At 59.3% G+C, this 19,986-nt stretch carries 21 protein-coding genes and 5 pseudogenes; 9 read left to right on the top strand and 17 right to left on the bottom strand.

From position 1 onward, the window contains the following. Positions 1-293: 293 nt before the first annotated feature. The 4 genes from ACPYOJ_RS28760 to ACPYOJ_RS28775 form a co-directional block, all read right to left on the bottom strand. Positions 294-593 (bottom strand): hypothetical protein, encoded by a 300-nt coding sequence (locus tag ACPYOJ_RS28760; protein WP_481419289.1) that lies wholly within the window; start codon positions 591-593, stop codon positions 294-296. Positions 594-989: 396 nt separating this feature from the next. After that, on the bottom strand, positions 990-1,511 hold the full coding sequence (locus ACPYOJ_RS28765; protein WP_481419290.1) for a DUF992 domain-containing protein: 522 nt from the start codon (positions 1,509-1,511) through the stop codon (positions 990-992). Positions 1,512-1,564: 53 nt separating this feature from the next. Continuing rightward, a complete protein-coding gene (locus ACPYOJ_RS28770) occupies positions 1,565-1,771 on the bottom strand; it encodes a hypothetical protein (RefSeq protein WP_481419291.1) in 207 nt (68 codons plus the stop codon). A gap of 421 nt (positions 1,772-2,192) precedes the next feature. Beyond that, a complete protein-coding gene (locus ACPYOJ_RS28775; RefSeq protein WP_481419292.1) occupies positions 2,193-2,378 on the bottom strand; it encodes a hypothetical protein in 186 nt (61 codons plus the stop codon). 296 nt (positions 2,379-2,674) lie between these two features. Here ACPYOJ_RS28775 and ACPYOJ_RS28780 point away from each other — a divergent pair, with 296 nt between their 5' ends. Next, positions 2,675-2,848 (top strand): hypothetical protein, encoded by a 174-nt coding sequence (locus ACPYOJ_RS28780; protein WP_481419293.1) that lies wholly within the window; start codon positions 2,675-2,677, stop codon positions 2,846-2,848. Positions 2,849-3,245: 397 nt separating this feature from the next. Here ACPYOJ_RS28780 and ACPYOJ_RS28785 read toward each other — a convergent pair whose 3' ends face one another. Together ACPYOJ_RS28785 and ACPYOJ_RS28790 are read right to left on the bottom strand one after the other, a co-directional pair. Continuing rightward, positions 3,246-3,422 (bottom strand): hypothetical protein, encoded by a 177-nt coding sequence (locus tag ACPYOJ_RS28785; protein WP_481419294.1) that lies wholly within the window; start codon positions 3,420-3,422, stop codon positions 3,246-3,248. A 536-nt stretch (positions 3,423-3,958) separates the two neighbouring features. After that, positions 3,959-4,372, bottom strand: a complete 414-nt coding sequence (locus tag ACPYOJ_RS28790) for a cupin domain-containing protein (protein ID WP_481419295.1) — start codon at positions 4,370-4,372, stop codon at positions 3,959-3,961. A 195-nt stretch (positions 4,373-4,567) separates the two neighbouring features. On the opposite strand from ACPYOJ_RS28790, the pseudogene ACPYOJ_RS28795 reads away from it, so the two are divergent. Continuing rightward, a pseudogene (locus tag ACPYOJ_RS28795) lies at positions 4,568-4,760 on the top strand (NADP-dependent oxidoreductase); the annotation flags it as partial. Between the two features lie 438 nt (positions 4,761-5,198). Here the strand turns inward: ACPYOJ_RS28795 and ACPYOJ_RS28800 are convergent. Continuing rightward, entirely contained in the window at positions 5,199-5,411 is a 213-nt protein-coding gene (locus ACPYOJ_RS28800) for an isochorismatase family protein (protein ID WP_481419296.1), read from the bottom strand. Positions 5,412-5,567: 156 nt separating this feature from the next. Then, positions 5,568-5,897 (bottom strand): annotated as a pseudogene (locus tag ACPYOJ_RS28805) (Rid family hydrolase); the annotation flags it as partial. A 142-nt stretch (positions 5,898-6,039) separates the two neighbouring features. On the opposite strand from ACPYOJ_RS28805, the gene ACPYOJ_RS28810 reads away from it, so the two are divergent. After that, complete coding sequence (locus tag ACPYOJ_RS28810; protein ID WP_481419297.1) at positions 6,040-6,330, top strand: SDR family oxidoreductase; 291 nt, start codon at positions 6,040-6,042, stop codon at positions 6,328-6,330. Between the two features lie 16 nt (positions 6,331-6,346). Continuing rightward, positions 6,347-6,592, top strand: a pseudogene (locus ACPYOJ_RS28815) (SDR family oxidoreductase); the annotation flags it as partial. Positions 6,593-7,084: 492 nt separating this feature from the next. On the opposite strand, the gene ACPYOJ_RS28820 reads toward ACPYOJ_RS28815, so the two are convergent. Together ACPYOJ_RS28820 and ACPYOJ_RS28825 are read right to left on the bottom strand one after the other, a co-directional pair. Further along, positions 7,085-7,258 (bottom strand): hypothetical protein, encoded by a 174-nt coding sequence (locus ACPYOJ_RS28820; protein WP_481419298.1) that lies wholly within the window; start codon positions 7,256-7,258, stop codon positions 7,085-7,087. Between the two features lie 46 nt (positions 7,259-7,304). Next, the gene (locus tag ACPYOJ_RS28825; protein WP_481419299.1) at positions 7,305-7,901 is read right to left on the bottom strand and encodes a cytochrome P460 family protein; all 597 of its coding nucleotides are present in this window, start codon (positions 7,899-7,901) and stop codon (positions 7,305-7,307) included. Positions 7,902-8,482: 581 nt separating this feature from the next. Between ACPYOJ_RS28825 and ACPYOJ_RS28830 the strand changes: the two genes are divergently transcribed. Beyond that, complete coding sequence (locus ACPYOJ_RS28830; RefSeq protein ID WP_481419300.1) at positions 8,483-8,971, top strand: peroxiredoxin family protein; 489 nt, start codon at positions 8,483-8,485, stop codon at positions 8,969-8,971. A 262-nt stretch (positions 8,972-9,233) separates the two neighbouring features. On the opposite strand, the gene ACPYOJ_RS28835 is transcribed toward ACPYOJ_RS28830, so the two are convergent. The 5 genes and pseudogenes from ACPYOJ_RS28835 to pglB all read right to left on the bottom strand — a co-directional run bounded on the left by ACPYOJ_RS28835 (position 9,234) and on the right by pglB (position 12,935). Then, positions 9,234-9,686 carry a hypothetical protein gene (locus tag ACPYOJ_RS28835; RefSeq protein ID WP_481419301.1) on the bottom strand — a complete coding sequence of 151 codons (453 nt, stop codon included), beginning with the start codon at positions 9,684-9,686 and terminating at the stop codon, positions 9,234-9,236. Positions 9,687-9,747: 61 nt separating this feature from the next. Beyond that, complete coding sequence (locus ACPYOJ_RS28840) at positions 9,748-10,971, bottom strand: DUF7482 domain-containing protein (RefSeq protein WP_481419302.1); 1,224 nt, start codon at positions 10,969-10,971, stop codon at positions 9,748-9,750. Positions 10,972-11,224: 253 nt separating this feature from the next. Further along, positions 11,225-11,362 (bottom strand): annotated as a pseudogene (locus tag ACPYOJ_RS28845) (PRC-barrel domain containing protein); the annotation flags it as partial. Continuing rightward, positions 11,301-11,551 (bottom strand): annotated as a pseudogene (locus ACPYOJ_RS28850) (hypothetical protein); the annotation flags it as partial. The pseudogenes ACPYOJ_RS28845 and ACPYOJ_RS28850, both read right to left, overlap by 62 nt. A gap of 85 nt (positions 11,552-11,636) precedes the next feature. Continuing rightward, the gene (gene pglB / locus ACPYOJ_RS28855) at positions 11,637-12,935 is read right to left on the bottom strand and encodes a polygalacturonase PglB (protein ID WP_481419303.1); all 1,299 of its coding nucleotides are present in this window, start codon (positions 12,933-12,935) and stop codon (positions 11,637-11,639) included. 209 nt (positions 12,936-13,144) lie between these two features. On the opposite strand from pglB, the gene ACPYOJ_RS28860 reads away from it, so the two are divergent. Genes ACPYOJ_RS28860 through ACPYOJ_RS28870 form a run of 3 tightly spaced genes read left to right on the top strand, consistent with a single transcriptional unit; the run spans position 13,145 to position 16,151 of the window. Then, the gene (locus ACPYOJ_RS28860; protein ID WP_481419304.1) at positions 13,145-14,386 is read left to right on the top strand and encodes an ABC transporter substrate-binding protein; all 1,242 of its coding nucleotides are present in this window, start codon (positions 13,145-13,147) and stop codon (positions 14,384-14,386) included. Then, positions 14,383-15,336 carry a carbohydrate ABC transporter permease gene (locus tag ACPYOJ_RS28865; protein ID WP_481419305.1) on the top strand — a complete coding sequence of 318 codons (954 nt, stop codon included), beginning with the start codon at positions 14,383-14,385 and terminating at the stop codon, positions 15,334-15,336. Before ACPYOJ_RS28860 ends, ACPYOJ_RS28865 begins: the two co-directional genes overlap by 4 nt. Beyond that, on the top strand, positions 15,333-16,151 hold the full coding sequence (locus tag ACPYOJ_RS28870; RefSeq protein ID WP_168833546.1) for a carbohydrate ABC transporter permease: 819 nt from the start codon (positions 15,333-15,335) through the stop codon (positions 16,149-16,151). Before ACPYOJ_RS28865 ends, ACPYOJ_RS28870 begins: the two co-directional genes overlap by 4 nt. Positions 16,152-16,262: 111 nt before the next feature. Here ACPYOJ_RS28870 and ACPYOJ_RS28875 read toward each other — a convergent pair whose 3' ends face one another. Together ACPYOJ_RS28875 and ACPYOJ_RS28880 are read right to left on the bottom strand one after the other, a co-directional pair. After that, on the bottom strand, positions 16,263-18,005 hold the full coding sequence (locus ACPYOJ_RS28875; RefSeq protein ID WP_481419306.1) for a GH116 family glycosyl hydrolase: 1,743 nt from the start codon (positions 18,003-18,005) through the stop codon (positions 16,263-16,265). Next, positions 18,002-18,940 carry an ROK family protein gene (locus ACPYOJ_RS28880; RefSeq protein WP_481419307.1) on the bottom strand — a complete coding sequence of 313 codons (939 nt, stop codon included), beginning with the start codon at positions 18,938-18,940 and terminating at the stop codon, positions 18,002-18,004. Before ACPYOJ_RS28880 ends, ACPYOJ_RS28875 begins: the two co-directional genes overlap by 4 nt. Before the next feature lie 220 nt (positions 18,941-19,160). Between ACPYOJ_RS28880 and ACPYOJ_RS28885 the strand changes: the two genes are divergently transcribed. Beyond that, positions 19,161-19,986, top strand: an 826-nt coding sequence (locus tag ACPYOJ_RS28885; RefSeq protein ID WP_481419308.1) for an ROK family protein, incomplete at its 3' end; no start/stop codon positions are given.

Here is a 19,986-nt window from a genome sequence, read left to right on the forward strand (position 1 = left end):
TCTCAATATGATGCGCGAAAGGATCAAATTGAGGCATCGCAATCTCAGGCGCGCGTCTAGCCGCCAGCGTGCGCCATTCGGCGCCATTCCCCCGGCGTCATCCCCATTCTTTCCGCGGATGGTTCCCGCAAGAGCGGCCTCACCCGGATGGCACCGAGCCGGCGGAGCGGCTCGGTGCCTCAGGCATAGCACGCGGCCGCGCAGCGGCTTGCCCTGCCTACCGGCGGAAGATGCGATCTGACTACGGAGCCGGCCCGACGCGGTAACGTTCGGCAACCTGCCAGAACCAGTTTTCATCGAGATCCGTCCGGCGCTCCCCCGCCCAGCACCCCGGATGCCGCACGCTCGGACAAGGCGAAACAAATCTGCGTGTCGTCGTGACGACTATGATAGGCCATGCCGTCTGCGTTGACCGGGTGCGCGGCCGGTGCCTTCGACCCGTCAGGGGCGTTGAACCGGCCGAGGTCCGACCGATCGAAATAGATTGGCGCGTAGGCGGCCGTATAGAACCGATGCAGATCGGTGCCGGGCGGAATGATAAGCAACTCGGGTACGCGTGTGTGGAGATCTGCCGGCGGAAGCGGAGCGGTCACGCACCCTGCTCGCCATAGCGCCGGGCCGCCTCGATGACGAGGGGAATATCACCCGCCTTGAGAAGCTCGATCGGTTTGCGGCCGTCGAGCCTCACATGTCCGTGCGTCTCACGGTTGAAACCTATTCCGACCCGAGGGCCTTATCTCCCAATCGATCGTTGGAACCGCAGCTCATTTCGGCGAAGGGTCAACGTCGTTTCAAGCCTGTCGGCGGGCAGCACGGCAAAGTACCGCCCTGCAACCGCCGAGGTCGCAAGGCGCTAATGCCGCGTTCCTGTATCTTGGTGACATTTAAGCAAGAGATTTCATCAGGAGGCTTCGGATTGGATCTGTGGTGGAGATACTTTTCTGGAGGCACCCTCCCGCAGCGGCGGGAGGGTCTCGGCCAATGGCGTATCAGTTTGACGCGAGCGTCATGGAGGCGCCGCCGGCAGCGATATTGAGGCCGAGCTGGCCGGTGACGCTGAGGGCCTGGAGATGGATCGATCCCGTCGTACCGCCGATGAGGATGTTGGCGCCGACGCCGGCGCCAAGCGTCGCTTCGGCGGTGGCACCGTTATAGAGGCCGCTCAGCGAGCCGCGGTGATAGCCGGCCGTCGGCGCGAAGACGGCCCAGATCAGCCGGCTGCGCGTCGTGAAACCGAGATCGACGCCGAGCTTGCGAAGCTGGCCGGTATAGTGATCGATCGGCTCGCTGCCCATCGCCGAATGAAAGGCGCAATCGACTTCCTTGGCCGAACCCAGAACATAACCGGTGCCGCCGCCGATATCGCAGGTGAGATAGCCGATCTTGACGCCGTCGCGCACGTCCGGCTCGGGTGCCGGATAGGTCCGAACCAGATCGGCCGCACCCGCCATCGTCGCACCGGCAAGAGCCAGGGCGGCGCCGGCAACCATCATCGCAAAACTCTTCTTCATCATTTTCTCCTTTTAGAAACGCGACCCGTTGGGGCTGTGGGGTCCTTAGGGTGTCATTTTCCCGCGGGCCGTTGTCTGGAATCTCCACGCGGACGCGATGAGCCGTTGCCATCATCGCCGATGCTCTGCACCCTCGCGCTCAATGCGCGCTGTACTCCAAGCGAGACGTCAGCGCTGTCCGCCAGCACGACGACTTCCTCCAGCGGAAGACTCTCGACCGCGCCGGCGAAGGAGACGTCGAGTGTAACTGTGATCTGCATTCCGTACCTCCTGACCTCCGATCGTTCGACGGAACGAAGACCTGGGCCCATACACGAGGACAGGCGACTATGGCTCGAACATTGGGGTCTATGAGGGTCTAAAGGAAAATCACCTTTTGCCATCGAGTCGATAGCCGACCGTTATTAGAATGGTGTCAATAGGCGAGAGAGTGAGATGAGCGCGCGAAAATGACAGACAGTTGGTCTGCCTGGGGATGATCCTTCCGACGGCACTTCGGCAACGGGAGATCCATTTGCCATTGCAGGGGAGGGGGCTCGTATTTCGGCGTGGCGTCGGCTTAGATGCCGGGAATAGGACATGCCATCATATGACGTCCAAAGCACATGCTACTCCCGGCCGACCGGGGCAGACAGGGGTAACTCCAGATTTGACGACGCAAACGGGGTCTAGCATCGCAACTCAGATGTGAGCCGGGCGACCGCGTCTGTTCGGCACGCGGTCGCGCCGAGTTTCTTTGCGTCGTGCAAGAACACGAGCAGCGCTTTCCAGAAACTGGGCGAAAGCATTCCGAGATATCCCGTCGGCATTGAGCATCACGTGAATCATTGGATCGTCGAGAATCTCAGAGATTGTCAGGTCAGACATAAAAGCTCTCCTTAGGCTCATAATGATTAAGTGAGCTATAGGCATCTTATGTGGCCGCGTGAAATGCCGGAAGGTTATGGTGTGAATGCCTAAATCTTATCGCACCGGTAAAGTGATCATAAAAAGCTGTCGGGACCTTGGAGGTCGGGCCATGACATTGAGTTCCGGCTATTATTTTACAACTGCTTTAACTCAGACGGCGAGGCCGAGCGCACAAACCAAGGCGAGAGCAACGACAGCTTTGAACAACGAGCCGGGCCGGGGTTCATCCGCTACGAGACGGTGTCAGGCCAGAAGTGACCGTCTCGAAGGAGGTCAATTCGGATCTCTACGAAAAGGTGAAGGCCGATCGCGAAACCTGGACCGTGATCAACCAGAGCAAGCAGAACGGCTACCACCTGGCTGGCCCGAATGATATCGGCCGCTTGCTGCGGGTGAAACCCTGTCCGGGAAATTCTCGCGTCTGCTAATCTATCGTGTTGAAGGCTTCGACGCAGGCGGCACTCCAATTGGTCCGTTCGACCAGAGTATAGAGGGATGCCCGGGATCGCTCGCCATCGCCGCAACCGATAATGAAGCTTGCAGGCTGCTCCTTGGCAAAGACTATCATCGACGATGAAAAGGAATGGCAGAAAACTCGGGGCTCGCTGGCCCCTATCTGCTTTTGAAAGTCGGCCCAACCGCTGAGTATCAAATCGACGCCAGTCACATGCAGGAAATCGATGGACTCATCTTGGCGAATGGGGCTCAGACGCGGCGAACGCGGAACTCGATTCCTGGCAGGACGTCGCCGTACCACGAGTGATCTCTGCCTTGACCGCAGCGTTCGCGGAAATCTCGACCATGACCTTCCGGTTCCTCGAGTGCCTAACAGCCACCAGTGGCCATGACGGCAGGGCAATCCACGACATGCGCCCGCCAGCGGACGAGCGACTTCTCGTCCCGCCAATTCGAAAGCGAAAGGATCCAGCCATCGCGGGTCAGGCTCTTGTAGCAGATGTTGTCTACGAAGACCTCGACCTTCTCTCGCTCGGGGCGAAGCATCTGGCGTTGTCGAAGTAGTCATCCGAGTTCTCTTTATTGGGGAGGATCTCGAAAATCACTGAAAACATGGCGGTATCTCGCTTCTACAATGCAGCGACGTGGTCGATCTCGATGTCGATGTGCCCAGGCCAGGCGCGCTGCCTTCGCGGCGGAAGATCGTTGTCGTGGGCCGGACGAGCACGGTACCGTTCAAGCATCGGATTCCGCGCAGTGAATAGGAAACAACGTTGGAGTCGATAGCCGCGCGTTAGGATGGTAGTAGGCACGCGAACACCTCTTCGCGGTCGCCGATAGTTCTGGTCGGGTGAGTCCTCGCCGATGGAGGCGCCTCACTCCCACCGCAACGTGCCAAGCGTCTTTCAGCTATTGGCGCACCTCAACATTACCGCAGCGACGCGCTCGTTGGTTCGAAGCTGAGGCTGTTAGGCGTAACCGGCCGGCGCGTGGAATCAATCATCTGGCGCGGTCGTGAGCGTCCGGCGGCCAGACCCGTGCGGGCGCGCGGTCAGGAACGCCGCGCGCCGCGGTCCTCGGCCCTAGGGGAGCGTCAGGCCGAAAGCGGCCGGATCGGGCTGCTCGCCTTTCCGGGGCACCAAGAAGCGCTCCAGCCCACCCGGCACAAAGGTGACCAGCAGGGTCGCCTGGTCGCCGACCACCTCGATCGTATGCGGCACACCACGGGGAAGCGCCGCGTAGGCGCCCGGCCCCACCTCGACGCGGGCATCGCCGACCCGCGCGATTAGCTGCCCCTCAACCACGTAGACTAGCTCGTCCTCGCGGGAGTGGGTGTGCATCGGAGGCTCCTCCCCAGCTCGCACCGTCCACAGGACAGCGCCATATTCGCCTCCGGACTCGCTGCTCTCCACTTTCATCTCGATGATCGAGCCGCCGCTCGAGGTCACCATCTCTCCGCCGTGGGGCGGCGTTAGAATCGGCTTCTGGACTGGCATTTGTAGCCTCCTTGATTGTGAACCCTTGTTCGAGTGTCGCGTGGCGGCGAAAGGTTGCCGCTCACGCCCATCAGCATGGGATTCTGCGCGGCGAGTGGGAAATGACGTCCCGCCATGAAATCGATAGCCGCTGGTTATGATGGCCGTGGGACAATGCGCAACACTTCCACTGTGACCGGCCAGACAACGACGCACGTCGAAGACGTCGGTGGCGCCGATCTGGTGTTCGACGTCGTCAGCGGCGACATCCAGAAGCGGTCCGCGGGCCTTGTTCGAGCCGGAGGAACACTGGTGACCATCGCCGGGCCGACCGAGGCACGGCCTGGCGATCGACTTTGTTCTCGTGTCCGATCGTGCCCAACTGACTGAGATCGTGCAGCGGATGCGGGGCTCATAAATTGCTCCCCGGTTCACGCTTCTCGGGCTTGCAGTATGTTGCGCCAGCTTGTTTCGGTAGAGCAAGGACTGCCGACATCCGTCTCAGGCATCGGGCTGTGACGCCCGGCGATTGTTCAATTCTGACTTCTGTCAAAGAGCTCTTTGATCCGCAGCGAATGATGATGCTCTCGAAAATCAACGTGAGTTCTTTGCCGGACGCGTGACGCCGAGTAAAACACACGGCGAGCCTCGCGAAGAGCAGTGGCACTTTTCTTGTCGCGCTCACCCGGAAGATCGCTCGCATTGCCGATACCGCGCTGATTTGCGGTTTCGGGGACCAGCCCGGGCACGTGGCGCGGGAACAACTCAGATGGATAATCGGCGCGTTTGTTACGCGGGCTTGATCATATCCCGTGCATAGGCCAGGCCGATCCGCCGCCGTGAGCCTCTATGATCGCTCGCGCTCGTCATGGGTCTTATGCCGGGTCCAGTTGCGCCGGAGTTCCAGAAGGACCTGGATCCAGGACGTCGGCTTCGCCCCCGCCGCTTCCATTCGTCGCAGTGCCAGATCGTGACTGACCGGGTCGAGCCCGCCGCAAGCGTCGCCGACGATGTGTACCTCATACCCCGCCGCGTCAGCGGCGAGCACCGGAAAAGTCACGCACGCTTCCGTCAACAGCCCCGAAAAGATCAGCTTCCGCCGTCAGGTCGCCACGATCGCGCTGCCCGCCGCGTCATCCTCCCACATGTTCATGTTGCGGCGGTCGATCGCGACCATTTCGTCATGATTTCGTTAGCTCCAGACATCGGGGGTTTATCACCGCGGTTTCGCTTCCGCTCCCAACAGCACAGCCTTGAAGGTGATTTCGATGAGCTGTTCAGGAAAGGCCAATCTCGTCACCCCGATCAAGTTGCTGGCGCACTGCGGTCGTTCCGTGCCGTAGGCCTCCTTGCGCACTTTCCCCGCGGCGGCGAATGCGGCGTCGACATCGAGGACATAGAGCGTCTCCTCAACGACGTTGTCCAGCGTTGCCCCGAAGCGCGCCAAAAGCCTGCCTGCATTGGCGTAGGTCGCGCGCATCTGCTGTTCCAGCATCGAGAACTCGGCCGGCTTGCCGGATTCATCGAGAGAAGCAGGCGCGATCAGGCTGAAAGTTTCGGTACGTCGATGCTTTGGAGAATAAGCTTGCAACTCCGGCCAAGGAAATCACCTCTCGCCATGGAGTCGATAGACGATCGTTATCGCCGCTCACCGCGCGGCTTGATGCTGTCGCAGCCGGCACGACTCCGTGCAGGTCCAGGCCTACGCTGCTCGTGCGCGTGTGCTGTGGGGCGAGATTGACGGCTTCGTCAACAATGCTGGCATCAAGACCGGTGTCCGTCCGATCATCGAGTTTCCCGAAGAGGACTTTGACCGGTTGATGGCGATCAACGTCCGAGGCGTCTTCCTTGGGATGAAATATGTTCTTCCGATCATCCGGAACGGCGGTTCGGTCGTAAATATGTCCAGTTCACTCAGCGTCGTAGCGGTGCGGGCATCGTTGCCTATGTCGGCTACAAGCACGCCATCATCGGCATGATGAGACCGCTGCTCTCGAGGTCGGCGGACGTGGTATCCGGCTCAACGCTGCCGCCCCTGGGCCTACTGCTGGCACTATGACTTTTAAGCTTGCCGAGCAGGCCTTCACGGGCGACGACAAGACGTTCGCGAAGACTGTTCCCCTCGGCCGCCATGGAACGTCTGACGATGTAGCTGGTCTCGTGGCTTTCTTGCTCTCGGATGACTCCCGCTATGCGACCGGCACGGTGCATGCCATCGACGGTGGCTTTACGACTGCGTAAATTCATCCATTGCCCATAGCCCCTGGCATGAAGTGTCAAACGGGCTTTCCAACCGGCAAGGTCGCTCGCTGCGCGGCGTGATACCGTCGCGGCCTGCGCGACTTGCCTTTTTCATGAATGGCACTGAAGACCGTCGCGGGGTTATTCCCCGCCGCTATGGAAACTATATGCACTCACTATTAGAAAATTTCGTCGCGCGCTGCGATCAATCCCAACGCCGATCTGCTTGCCTTCATCCGAAGCTGATCGCGCCTGGCGCATGGAGGGCGACTGGAGCGGCAGCGGGTCGAGGAAGCGCGAGATCCCCTGGCGACTTCTTCGGCCGAGCGTTCTCACGCTCCAGACCCTTCGTCCGCCGGCCTGATCAACCTTTAAGCCTCCATAATCCTTGCGCGACCGAGAAAGCCCACAAATATCGGTTCAGGATTGGATAGCCGCAGCTATAGATCCAGTCTGATTGTTGCGCGGGCAGGTGACAGGACTGACAGTCCGTTACCGATAGGCGGTTCGATAGTCGAAAGGCACGCGCAGATTTCCTTTATCGTCGACAACGGTCGCGGCCGAACCCTCGTACTGTGAGCGCTTGTCCATTTGCGCGTAAGCGGAGACCGCGCCGATCACGGCCAATCCAGTCAAGGCGACGCGCAATGTATTGACGATTCTCATGCCGTTGCTCCTCATTTCAGCGAACCGGTAGTGTTCGTTGACCATTTCAGTCGTCCAGCAGCGGATAGAATTGGGTCCAGACGTCGTCTTTCTTGGCGCTCGCCATGTGGCAGAAGGCGCACTCGGATTTGGGCTGCAGTTTGGCTGTCGCTGCCTTCGGCTCATGGTGGTTGAAGTTGTAGTAACCCCAGCCTCCGGTTTCAGCATAGCGCTTGCTATCCTTGACCGTCACGTCGGCGCCGTTCAGCTTTCCGGGGAAGAAGCCTCGCCCAGAAGGCTCAGTGCGCGATCCGTCCGGGTTTTCCGCCGGGAGCGTCAGTTGCAGTTCCTTGAAGAACATCGTTCCCTCCGGAAACTCACCTGTCTTCTTGTAGATCGCGTATGCGCCTGGTTCGATGTAGACGTTGTGAAACTCAGGAGAATTAGCCTTCCCGTCGTTGAGCGCGTTGGGCGTGAGCGGTGAACCGACGAACACCCACTCATTGAAATTCTTCGGCAGGATCAGATCGCCGGATTCGATGTATTCGGGGAGCTGGCGCTTGATCGTCGAGGCACCGCCGTCATTGGACGCGGATTGTGCGAATGCGGCTGTTACAGCAACCGCGCCGAAAACCGCTCCGGCCATCAATAGGGTAGTACGCATGCCTTTTTCCCCCAGTGACTGATATCCGTCCCAGGTCACCCTCGGCCTTGCTCGATGAGGTCTGCGACAGTGGTACCCATTGATCGCAGCCGGGGACGAAATTTTCCAATAGCCGGTTCGTATCGTTTCTATAGCAGCGGGGAATATTGCCCCAACGGTCGTCTCTGCAATTCGTAAAGGTAGGCAAGAAATGCGGGCCGCGATGGCATTACGCCCGCAACGAGGGGTAATAACGATCGACTATCGACTATGGCGAGAGGTGATTTCCTAACCATTTCTTGCGCTCATCGAGCGTTATGCGCGGTCGTTAATCCTGTGGGGGGCGCAGCAGCGTATGGTGCGTCGCAGGAGACCGCGGGGCCGAAGCAAATCTACGGCCGAGCTAGGGAGGAGCTGAGATCACACATATGGAAACACAAATGCGCGGCACCGGCGTACATCCCGACGGTAATTGAACCTATCCTTGCGGCGAATTGGACAGCTTCGGATCAGGTCTCCATGCTCCTAGGCAAGAAGCGGTGCCGCTGGCTAGCAATCCGACGGCACCCGGCACAACGTCGCGAACCACGAATGGAGGATTCATGGAGACGGGGATTATGGGCCTGCCTGCGCCACCGCTAGAGTGTGTTCGGTGGATCGATGAAAATGGCGACGAGCGTAGCCCTTTGACCTTGATCGAGCTGGGGCAGGGTTTCAGGATATTGTACTTCTTTCAGCATTGGTGTGCGGTCTGTCATAGACATGGCTTCCCCACATTCGTGACACTTGCTGAGGAACTTTGCGACAAGGGAGTTGGCTTGGCTGCCATCCAGACTGTGTTCGAGGGTTCGGAAGTCAACACCCTCGATCGTCTGCGGGAAAATCAACTGCGATATGGACTACGTGTTCCCTTCGGGCACGCTGTCGCTGACTCGGCCTCCATAGAGGCCGTGCCCGCAATCATAAAAACATATCGCTCCGGCGGAGTTCCCTGGTTCGTCGTGATCGCGCCCGATGGCCGCGTCGTGTACGACGGGTTTCTGCTCGCGGCGGATGGCCTCATCCAGGCGCTCCGTCCGCTCGCCAGCTGACTGAAAGCGTGCAGACTTCCGGCAGATGAAACGACACGTCGCAAGTGAGAACCGCCCTGGCTGACAAGATCGAAATGGTGCCAGGGCAATTACCGGTGCACTTTGACGTTAGCTTGCTTGAAACGGTCAAACAACGTTCAGCGCCGCCGCGCCAGGAAGCGAATGGCCCCGAGCCGATCTGATGTGGTGCCTTTCGAACCGAAACAGCCGAAAATCCAATATCCGCACGGCATCGGGCCCATTCCTCACGGTGGCTAAGTCGCTAGCTTTTTAGCTTCTTGGCAAAACCGGTAAGAGGCACATCCGTCTGCATCTGCATGACTGCGGCGTTTGTAATCACAACATGCGCCAAACGTCCACGCGTGAACGCCGCAAGAAAACGTTGATACGTCTTCGTGTGACCCGCGATGATGATAGTGCACTGTGCGCCATCGTCAGCGAATTTGCATTCTTGAGTGGTCAGAAGGCGGGAAAGCAACGGGCTGGTACTTTTATCAATAGATATAGACAGTTTTGCACCCGGGTTTCCAACCCGGCGGGTGCTGATCCGAAGCGCGGATTTTCCTGGATTATCTGCGTTTTCGAACGAAAACAAAACGTGCCGATCGCGCGCGCTGCCGGCCATCACCTCGACCAGCTGTTTTGCCTCGGTAGCATGAGGCAACGTGCTCGACAGAGTTACGGCAAGCGCGATGGGGAGAAGGAGTTTTAGCATTGTTGGGCTTCCTTTGGGCTTAAGCCGCCAAGGCGATTGCCTTGGCGGCATGTCGATGACCTCAGTTCACCCGATAGACGACCGGGCAGTTGACAACAAAGCCAACTGGCTTCGGTTTGCCTCCGGCGATGCTTTCAATGATCCCTCTTTCACCGGCATCTTCGATTGCAATCGCATCCGTCATCTTGGTGCGATAACCCTTTTCGATGGCATCGGCCGTCCACTTTACGGGGAAGACCCGCCACATCGGACTGTAGTCGAGATTGATAGTCGGGATTCCGCCGAGAACGTTCAGAGGACCATGACTTCCCTTGTCGGAGAGGGCGCTGTCGAGGCCCTGGCGGAAGGGATTGTCAATTCCGGTCGGCCCGTTGACGAACGCATAAAGACGCTCGGCAGCCTCGCCTTGAGACGCATCCTCCAAGGCAAATGGAAGATCCTTCAGCGCGGGCGTATAAGTTGCCCCCTCCAAGGCTGCCAGGCCCTCATCGTTAGCTTCGGTTGAAAGATAGAAGATCGGCTTGCCGAACGTATAGCCAAGCGTCAGCTTGAGAGTCACCGTTCCGTCGCGTGGGCAAATTTTGACGACCTTGTCTTCCACCTTGCCGTAATTGACATTGCCATCACACATTTTGTCGAGCTCGTCGGCCGAGACGTCGAAGGCGACCATCGGCATGTTGAAGACGACGCCCGGTGCGTTATCAAGGGCAACGAGAGGTGAATAGTCGGCATCGCCCACAGAGCCAGGCTTTGCAGATTTCGGTGGGAAGAAATCTGGCGCATCTCCGGGCATCACGACGTGTTCCGGAGAGAAATTGACCTTGCCAGCTTGAAAGACGATCGATCCGTCCTTTTCAACATGCCCCCTCCGCGTCGCTTTGCCGGTCATGCCGTAGGCAAGCTTTGGGGAAAACGGAACTCCGTGCAACTTCGCAAGATTTTCATCTGTGACGTCGGTAAGAATTGACCAGACTGTTTCACCGGATGCGAGCTTGCCCTTGCGAAGGGGCAGCGTTGCTGTACCCGTTTCAAGATCGACCACGGCCGACTTCATCAGCAGAACGGGGCCGAGAAACGCGGAGTCGACTTCCGATGGCGATGGCTGTGCTGTGATCGCGTATTGATCGGGATAGATCGACTTGGGAGCAGGGCGAATTTCGGAGAGGGGAGATCCCTCCGACCCGCGATTGATAACTTCGGCCGACACGACGCTTGGGAGGATGCAAAGGCCGGCGAGAAAGAGTACGGAGGCAGGAATGGCGCTAATATGCAAATGATCTTTCATGGTATTTCTCCGTTAGAGAGATCGTCGCTATGGCAGGGGGTTGCCAGTAACGACGAGACACTGCCTCGGAAGAAGATTTATTGAAAATGCCGTCTAACCATAGTTTCGATAGCTGCGGGCTATGAAAGCAGCGGGAGCTTATTAGTCGCGGAGGACTGAAGTATCTGACGGTGTGCTCAAGACTCGGCGGAATCTTACGAGGGCTACTCCGACGAACACAGATCGAGCATTCTTAGGCCGGGCTGGACGCAACTCAAGCACGATGCTCGGCCGTTTCCTTGAGCTGATCCTTGGTCCATGTCGTAACTGCGTGGACATCTCCGTCCTCGTCACGCATGAAATCGGGATCCGTCAGGGGGACCGCGCCTGGCGTCGTTCCAATCCCGAGAAACCGTCAGATGTTTGCGGTGAAGATGGAACAAGTTGACGATCCAGCCATGCCTTGAAACGAAGCGCTGGCATTGCCGTGCCCACCTGAGCTGCCTGAAGCCTCGTTCTCGTCGTCGTACGGCCAGATGCGAGTTTTCGGCTCGATTGTTCAGTCCTTGTGTGAACGATGCTCAACGCTTGGTATCAACTCAGCCGCTTGCATCGGTCAGGTGCGACATCGGTCGAAGAGTGCTTGGTCATGCCCGCAAATACCGCCGTAGCGAAAACGTACGCAGTCACTCGATCCAGATCACTCTGTCGTCCCAGCCCGCTGGCAGCGGCATCGGACGCTCGATTTCGACGCGCTCGAGCGCAAGGTCTGCAACGCCGTGAGCAAAGAGCCCCGGCATACCTCCGGGATAGTCGACAAGACCGATGATCTTCCCGTCCGCTCCACGCAGCCACGCATTGCCACGACCCTCCATCGCCATGGGTGGAGACAGATCGGCTTTCGTGGGGCGAAGATCATATTGCTTGGCTGTTCCCAGAGCTCCTTCATGCATAGTTAGTTGCACATTGCAGAGGACTATTCCCGTGATCCCACCACTTCGCTCTGCGAAGAGATTTAAAGGACCGTGGCAACGGCCGGAAATGTTCTCAACGCTGACATTCCTGACGACACCGGCAGGCAGCTCCGGACGCCGGTCGAGTTGAGTGATCGTCAACGGTTCACCCGAACCCCAGAATCCGTCCGGCGTCTCGTGGCAGTCCAACTCTATGTCTGAGAAGACAACGTTCTCAATGATCCCGCCGTCGCGCGAGAAGATGCCGAGGCCCCGGTTCGAATCCCGGACCTTGGAACGCATGAAGCGAACATCGCGGATGTCGCCAAAACTCTCCGTGCCGACCTTCAATGCGCAACTATTGCTCTCGATGGTGCAATTCGAGACTTCTATCCTCTCGCAGCGTCCGATGCCCTTTTCGCTCCGGCTCGTCTTCAAGCAAATACCATCGTCAGCTGTGCTGATGGCGACATGGCTGACCGCGACGTCGGTGCAACTATCGATAACAATCCCGTCCGTATTCGGGAGCTGGCGATTGTTGAGCACCTTCGTGTCCTTGATGATCACGTCATGGCAGCGGACCAGGTGGATCGTCCACATGGGAGAATCCTCGATGGCAAAGCCTTCCAACCTGACATTGCGGCAATCCTCGAGCACAAGGACTCTCGGGCGCCTCTCGCTTGGCGTATAGGTGCCCACCATCTCATCAAAACCGGTGCTGAAGGCGCATCCCGCGGCAGCGATCTTTCCTTTGCCGACGACCGCGACGTCGTGCGCGTCTTGTGCGACGATATAGGCCCGGTCTGATCCCTCGGCGATCACACTGACCGAATTTGCGGCGTAGAGCCCGTAGTCGGGAACGAACTCGAGTGTGGCGCCCTCTGCGATTGATAGGGTTATGCCGCTCCCAAGCCGGATGGGCCCGGATACGTGTCGTCCCGCCCGCAGCAGAAGAGTTCCACCACCTCCGCCAACCAGCTTGTCGATCAATTGCTGCAGATCAGCGCCATTTGCTTCGACGGAAATGTCCATTTGTGTCCCCCCTTCGCTTTCCCGAGAGTTACGCCGCTCACCTTTATTCGTCAACAGGACGAACTAATTGGATTTGCTCTGTCGGGTTTATATTGACACCCTCGAAAACTCGTATTTAATTCGTCATGGTTACGAACAATTGGTCGGCTTGAGGAGCATAGGGCCGACGTCAGCATGGTTCGAAAATGAGGAGCAAAAAGGGGAACCCTATGAAACCGCTCAAGACAATTATGATGGCTGCGACCGCCATGGCGATGACGATCTCGATTGCTGCGGCATCTGAGCTCAAGATCGTCTGGTACGTCGACAATGATCAGGAAGAGACGAACACTCGCGCCCTTCTCGACCAGTACACCAAACTGCACCCCGACACGACCTTTGACCTTGAGATCACGCCCTATGACGGAATGGTTCAGAAATTCCAGCAATATGCGGCGTCCGGGATCATGCCGGACCTGTCTCTGACGTCTTCGATGGAGCCAGTCATTCGTCCTTTCCTCGTCGATCTCGGCACGGAGATCGGACCTGACTGGATTAACGACTTCGTCAAGGGTTGGGGCGACGGCGCCAAGCTTGGCGACAAGGTCATTGCTGCTCCCCTTCGTGTGACCTCAACAGGCATCTTTCTGAACGCCGACGCCTTCAAGAAGGCCGGGGTTACCATCCCGGATCAGACGACCGGCTGGACCTGGGAAGAATTCATCCCGAAGATCAAGGAAGTCGCCGAGAAGTCGGGTACCCGCTATCCGCTGGTCTGGGATGTGTCGGCGAGCCGCTGGATCGTCCACGAATATCAGTACGGCAACCACATCTACACCGAGAAGGAGCCGGTGAAGGTGGTCATGGACGAGGCGGCCTGGACGAGCACGCTCGACAAGTTCGTAGACATTACCAAGGCTGCGATGCCGCCCGGGCTATGGTCCGGTGCGAGTTCGGACAACCCCAAGGAAATCTTCACCGCAGGTCAGGCTGTCGCCTATATGTCGGGCAGCTGGCAGATCGGCGGACTGGCGGACAATGCGCAGTTCGCATGGCAGGCCGGCCCCACGCCGCGCGGCACCGTTGCGTCTTCTATCTACGGCGGCGACTATATTGTGGCCTTCAACACGAGTCAGCACCTTCCGGAAGCCGTCGACTTCATCAAGTGGATTACCTCGCCGGAGATCCAGGCCCAATATGCCAAGACCTTCGGTACGATCCCGGCCAATCTGAAAGCGCCAGCCGTCAAGTACGACAATCCGGCGGCGACCGAAGCGATCAAGGCCATGCAGAACGAGTTGAATGTCAGTCCCGTCTATGCGGCGACCGACCAGGCTTGGCCGCAGATGCAAGCTGTTTGGGGTACGGTCAAGACCGCAGTTACTCAGGCGGTGGCTGGCCAGATATCCTCGGCAGAAGCCATCTCCCAGATCAAGAAGGCGGCTGACGCCTCGCTTGAGGCTGGCAAGTGACGGCGCTCATGGTGGAAGAGGGGCGTTCGGCACTGGGTCCTCACCCGGTGCCGAAAGGCCGCCGAAGCAGCCTTACAAGCCTTGGCTGGCCCTATCTGCTGATGCTCCCCACGATGGCGCTACTCGTCACCTTTACGCTTTATCCGTTGGTCCAAGGCTTGCTCATGGCCTTCTTCAAGCGGGGCGTTGTTGTCGTTCCGCAGGTGCCGAGTACCCTGCCGCAATATGTGGGGCTGGAAAATTTCATAGGGCTCCTGGGCAATGCCGACTTCCAGACTTCCCTGCTCAAGACCGTTGTGTTCGTCGTCATCGCCGTTCCGCTGAACATCGTCGTCTCGCTGGCGCTGGCCCTTCTTCTGTCGCCCCAGACGAAGCTGTTTGCCGTGGTTCGCACGATCGTCTTCTTCCCCTCGATGATCAGCCTGCTGATCATCGGTGTTTCCTGGCGCTGGCTCTTCGGTCTTAACAACGGCCTGGTCAACTACCTGCTTTCGCTTGCAGGAATTGCGCCGGTACCCTGGCTGGAGCAGGACACGATGGCACAGATCGCCATGGTCATCGCATGGGTATGGGCGCAAGCCGGTTTCAACATGATGATCTTCATTGCCGGGCTCACCGCAATCTCCACCGATTATTACGAGGCCGCATCGATTGATGGCACCAGCAAATGGCGGCAGTTCACCCACATCACGCTGCCGCTGCTGAGACCGACGATGGCCGTTGTTCTCGTGCTGTCGTCGATAGAAGCGTTCAAGGTCTACGAACTCGTCGTATCGCTGACCGGAGGGGGTCCAGGCAAGGCGACGGTCTACCTGATCCAGACGATCTACGATACCGCGTTCCAGAAGCCGATGCAGGCCGGCGTAGCCGCCGCGCAGTCGATGGTCCTTTTCGTCATTCTGCTGTTGCTGACGATCTTCCAGCTTCGTGTATCGCGGGGTGAAAGATGACGCGAATTTACTCCCCCTGGCGACTGGCCCTTGTCGCACTGACACTGTTCGTCTTCCTCATGCCGCCGGTATGGCTCTTCCTCTCGTCGTTGAAGTCGCAGCAGGAGATCTTCCAGTGGCCGCCAACGATTCTCCCCGCGCAGCCCACCCTGCAGAACTTCATCGATACTGTCTCGCGCGCGAAGTTCCTTATTTTCTTCCGCAATTCAGCCGTGGTGTCCGTGCTCTCGGCGCTTCTTTCCGTGACGATCAGCGTGATGGCGGGCTATGCGCTGGCGAAATTCAGGTTCAAGGGTGACACGCTTTTCTTCCTGCTCATCATGTCGTCGCTGATGGTGCCGCTGCAGATCATCATGATCCCCGTCTTTCTGGTATTGCGGGATCTCAATCTTCTCGACACGCTCGCGGGGATCATCATCGCGCCGGCTGCGACACCGACCGGTGTCTTCCTGATGCGGCAGTACATCACCAACATTCCTGACAGCCTGCTAGAAGCGGCACGTCTCGACGGAACGCCGGAGTGGCGCATCCTGTGGCGGATCATCGTACCGCTCGCGATTCCGGCGATCGGCACCCTGCTTGCCTTTAATCTCGTTTGGCGCTGGAACGATTATCTCTGGCCGTTCCTGATCATCAACGATCAGGACAAATGGACTGTCCAGGTTGCCCTGGCGAATACCGTTGGGCGTTTCGGCATCAACTGGCCGCGGCTGCTGTCCATGTCGGTGCTTTCGGTGCTGCCTGTGCTGGTGATGTTCACCGCGCTGCAGCGCATGCTCATGAGCGGCCTGATGGCGGGCGCGACCAAGGAATAGGGCAGGGTGCCCCACATGGACCGAAAAGCCGCCTTCCGACGGCCTTTTCGTTGACAGTAGTTCTGCAGGTGGCAGGAAAGGGCCGCTTCTTTGCGGCCAATCGGGGAAAACTCAGCGGATCGCCGCCGCCAGCTTATCCTTGAAGGCAAGGGCTGCCGCTGCCGGCATGCTGCTCCATCCCTGGAGCAGGGAACCACGTCCCCAAGGTGGCGAGAAATATTCGACCGCCCCCATCCAACCTTCTTCGAGGCAGGTCTTCCACCAGCGCAGGAGCGAATAGTCCGCGCCATCGAGCCCGTAGGCAAGGCGCTGCTCCGCATAAAGACCGGAAAGATACGGCCAATCGGAGCCATTATGGTAGCGGTAGGCAAAGTAGGATTTTTCGCGCGTGTCCTTGGGCCGCTTGAATGGCGGGAAGGCGCAGAGCACGCCCCAGTCGCCATAGGGCTGCTCGGCGTTGTTGCGGCTTTCCAGAACCTTCTCCATTCTGGCAAGGACGGCCTTTGCCCTTTCCGCCGGCACCGCCTTGAAGCGAAGCAGGGTCAGGCTGTCCAGCGTCACGTGGTCCTCGACGAAATCGGTCTTTGTTCCGTAGTCGGCGTAGGTACCGCCCGGTTGCAGCAGCGCCTCGTCGAGCGATGCGCGCGCTTTGTGCGCTACTGCCGCCGCCTTTGATGCAACGGTTTGGTCGAGTGCCGCACCAAACTTCGCTATGATATCGAGCGCGCCGATCCACAGGCCGAGATCATAGGCAACATAGCCATGGCGGTAGACGTTGTCGGCCCAGTCGCGGTCGTGGCGCGGCTTTACCGGCAATCCGTTTCCGGCCTCGTCGAACCCGCGATAGCGCTCGAAGATCATCACGACCTTGTCCCAGTAAAGGGAGAGCGGAGAACTGTCGCCGGTTGCCCGGATGTAGTCGCCGATCGTCAGGATGAAGAAGAGCGGGCTGTCGAAGTGATCGCTCCACCAGTCGCCGGGGCGCAGGTGCTCCTGCTTGATCCGGGGGTGCGAACTGCGCACCTTTTCCCATTCCTCGGCCTGAGCCGGACCTGTGAGGATGACGCCGCTCGGCGCCTCTCCGTTCGGCTGGATGCCGCGTGCGAGGAGATCGATCTGCGAGCGTACGGCGCCCGGCTCCCGATCAAGCAGCGCCTGCAGCGTCCAATAGCCGTCGCGGTAGTAGGTCCGCGCCGGCGCGCTGTAGGCCTGGCCGGCAGCAAGGCCGGCGAAGGCGCCATGCTCATCCTGCCGGATACTGGAGAGGGCGGCATGAAGGCTCTGCGAGATCATGCTGCGCATCAGCGGAGCCGCCTCCGGCATCGCATCGCAGCGAGCCACATAGGCATTTGCCTCCGCGATCAGCTCCGCCTGGTCAAGGTCGAGCGCCATCTGCGCTCCCTCGATCGTCGCGCCGGCGGTCACGAATATCCCGTCAGGTCGTTGTTCGGCGATCACCACTCCCCATGCTGTGCGGGCAATCCGGCGACTGCCCTGCCGTTCGACCGGTTCGGGCTTGGTTGTGCTACCCCACCAGGCGCAGCGGCGAGCGGGGATAAGGGTACGCAATCTCGCGCCCTTCAAAAACAGCGCAGGAGACGATTGCCCGACATAGAGACCACCGCTGTGCGCCTCCACCCGGTTCGGCGCATAGGTGAACGGAGCACTCCAGCCGGTGAAGGTCAGGTTTGCCAGCTTGCCTGAGCCCCAAAGCGAGAGCTCGATCTTGCCTTCCGGCCGGCAATCGCCCTGCAGGCGTGGCGCCATGAAGGGCATGAGGACCGGCTCCGCGGAACGAAGCTGCCCATCTTCGAGTGGTGTCAGAACCTGTGGTTTCGGCTGTGGAGCGGTCATTGGGCGATCTCCTGCTCTCCGATAGCTTCGAAAGTTGAAAGCTCACTGAGCCCGAGCATCAGGGCTCCAACCATACCGGCTTCACGACCGATGCCGGTAGCCTCGATCCGAGCCGAAAAAGGCAGCAATGCTGACATGTGGCGTGTCACGGCCTCGACGAATTCCTTCCGCGAGCCGATGCCGCCCCCGAGCACGATGAGAGCCGGGTCGAAAATCGTCTGAACGGAGGCTATGCCGACCGAGGCGGATCTTGCGAGCGTTTCGATCACGCCAGAGGCTTCCGCATCCCCTTTGGCGGCATGGGCGAAGATCTCGCTAACCGGCCAGCTGCCATCGCCGTAGAGGCTGCGTACCGCAGGCGAGTCGACCTGGTCCTCAAACAAACCGGCACGAGCCCTCGGAGCGGTCTGATGTGGGTCGGCTCCAAGGGGCAGCAAGCCGAGTTCTCCCGCCCGGCCATGATGGCCGCGGAAGAGACGGCCGCCGATAACGAGCCCCATCCCGACGCCAGTCCCGAACGCAATGAATGCCAGGGAACCGAGGTTGCGGCCCTTGCCAAGGGTAGCCTCCGCAAATGCTGCGAGGTTCACGTCGTTTTCGACGACAACGGGGCAGGGCAGGCTCCGAGCGAGAAGCGCCGCAAGCGGCTGATCGGCGGGAACAGCCAGATGCGGAGAGAGGGAAGCCAGCCCCGTCGACGGCGAGACGGCGCTCGGTATGCCGACAACGGCCTTATGCAGCGGACCGCGGTCATGATGTCGCTCAAGCAGTGACAGGACCATGCGCGGAATCTGCTTGAGGACGGGCGCGTCGGCGCCGTGTTCCGTGGGTTCCTCCACCGTTGCCAGAACCCGGCCCTGAAGGTCGGCTAGACCCGCAAGGACCTTTGTGCCGCCGAGGTCGACGCCAGCCACGATCCCTCGAGCGGCACTCATCGGGTCTGCCCGGTAGCTGCGATTTGATCGTCGCAAGTCTGACGCAATGGTTGAAATATTTGACAAATGCAGTCTCTTGCGATATTTGTTCGGCAGGTTGACGAATTTATTATTGCCGCCTCCGCAAGCTGTCAACAACCAGTTTGAAATTGGCGGGCTTTCATGAAAAAGCAAAAACACCAGTGCAACGAAAAGACAGATTCTGCGGGACAGTTCGAATATGGCCTTAACCGAAAATGCGCCTCCTGTATTGCGGCAGATATCCGTTCGCGCCGTCATGGATGTCCTGCTTCACGCCGGGCCCACCTCGCGTGCCGAGCTTTCCAAGTTGACCGGCCTGTCCAAGCAGACAATGTCCGAAGTCATCCGGACGCTTGAGGAAGGCGGCTGGGTTCGGGAAAAAGGCGTTACCAGCGGCCGCATTGGTCGCACAGCGATCACCTACGAGGTCAACGGCGATGCCGGCTATGCGGTCGGTATCGATATGGGTGCGTCGACATCACGCATCGTGGTCGGCAATATTGTCGGAAGCATCGTTGCCGAAGTCGACTTTCCGTCCGACCACCGCGGCGGATATCACCTGATCGATCAGGCAGAGGCGATGCTTTCGAAGATGCTTGCGGACATGGGCATAGCCCGGGAGCGTGTCCTTGTGACGGCGATAGCAACGCCAGGTGTCGTGGATCCGGCGACCGGTGCGCTTTCCATGGCGCCGAACCTCGATATCGGCGGGATCGATATCGGCAGCACACTCAGCGAAAGGCTTGGTTGCCCTGTCGTCCTGGAAAACGATGTTAATGCAGCTGTGATCGGCGAGTCGTGGCAAGGGTGTGCGATTGCTGTGGACAGCGTGGCCTTCATATCACTGGGGACCGGTATTGGCCTTGGCGTGCTGCAGGATGGCAAGCTGATGCGGGGGGCAAACGGGGCCGCCGGCGAAATTTCTTACATGCCGTTCGGCGCGGATCCCTATGCTGAGGACAGCCTCGAACGCGGGGCCCTGGAATGTGCAATCGGGGCCCAAGGGATCAGCGCACTCTATGCCC

The organism is Rhizobium sp. SVR5-9E (assembly GCF_056755095.1).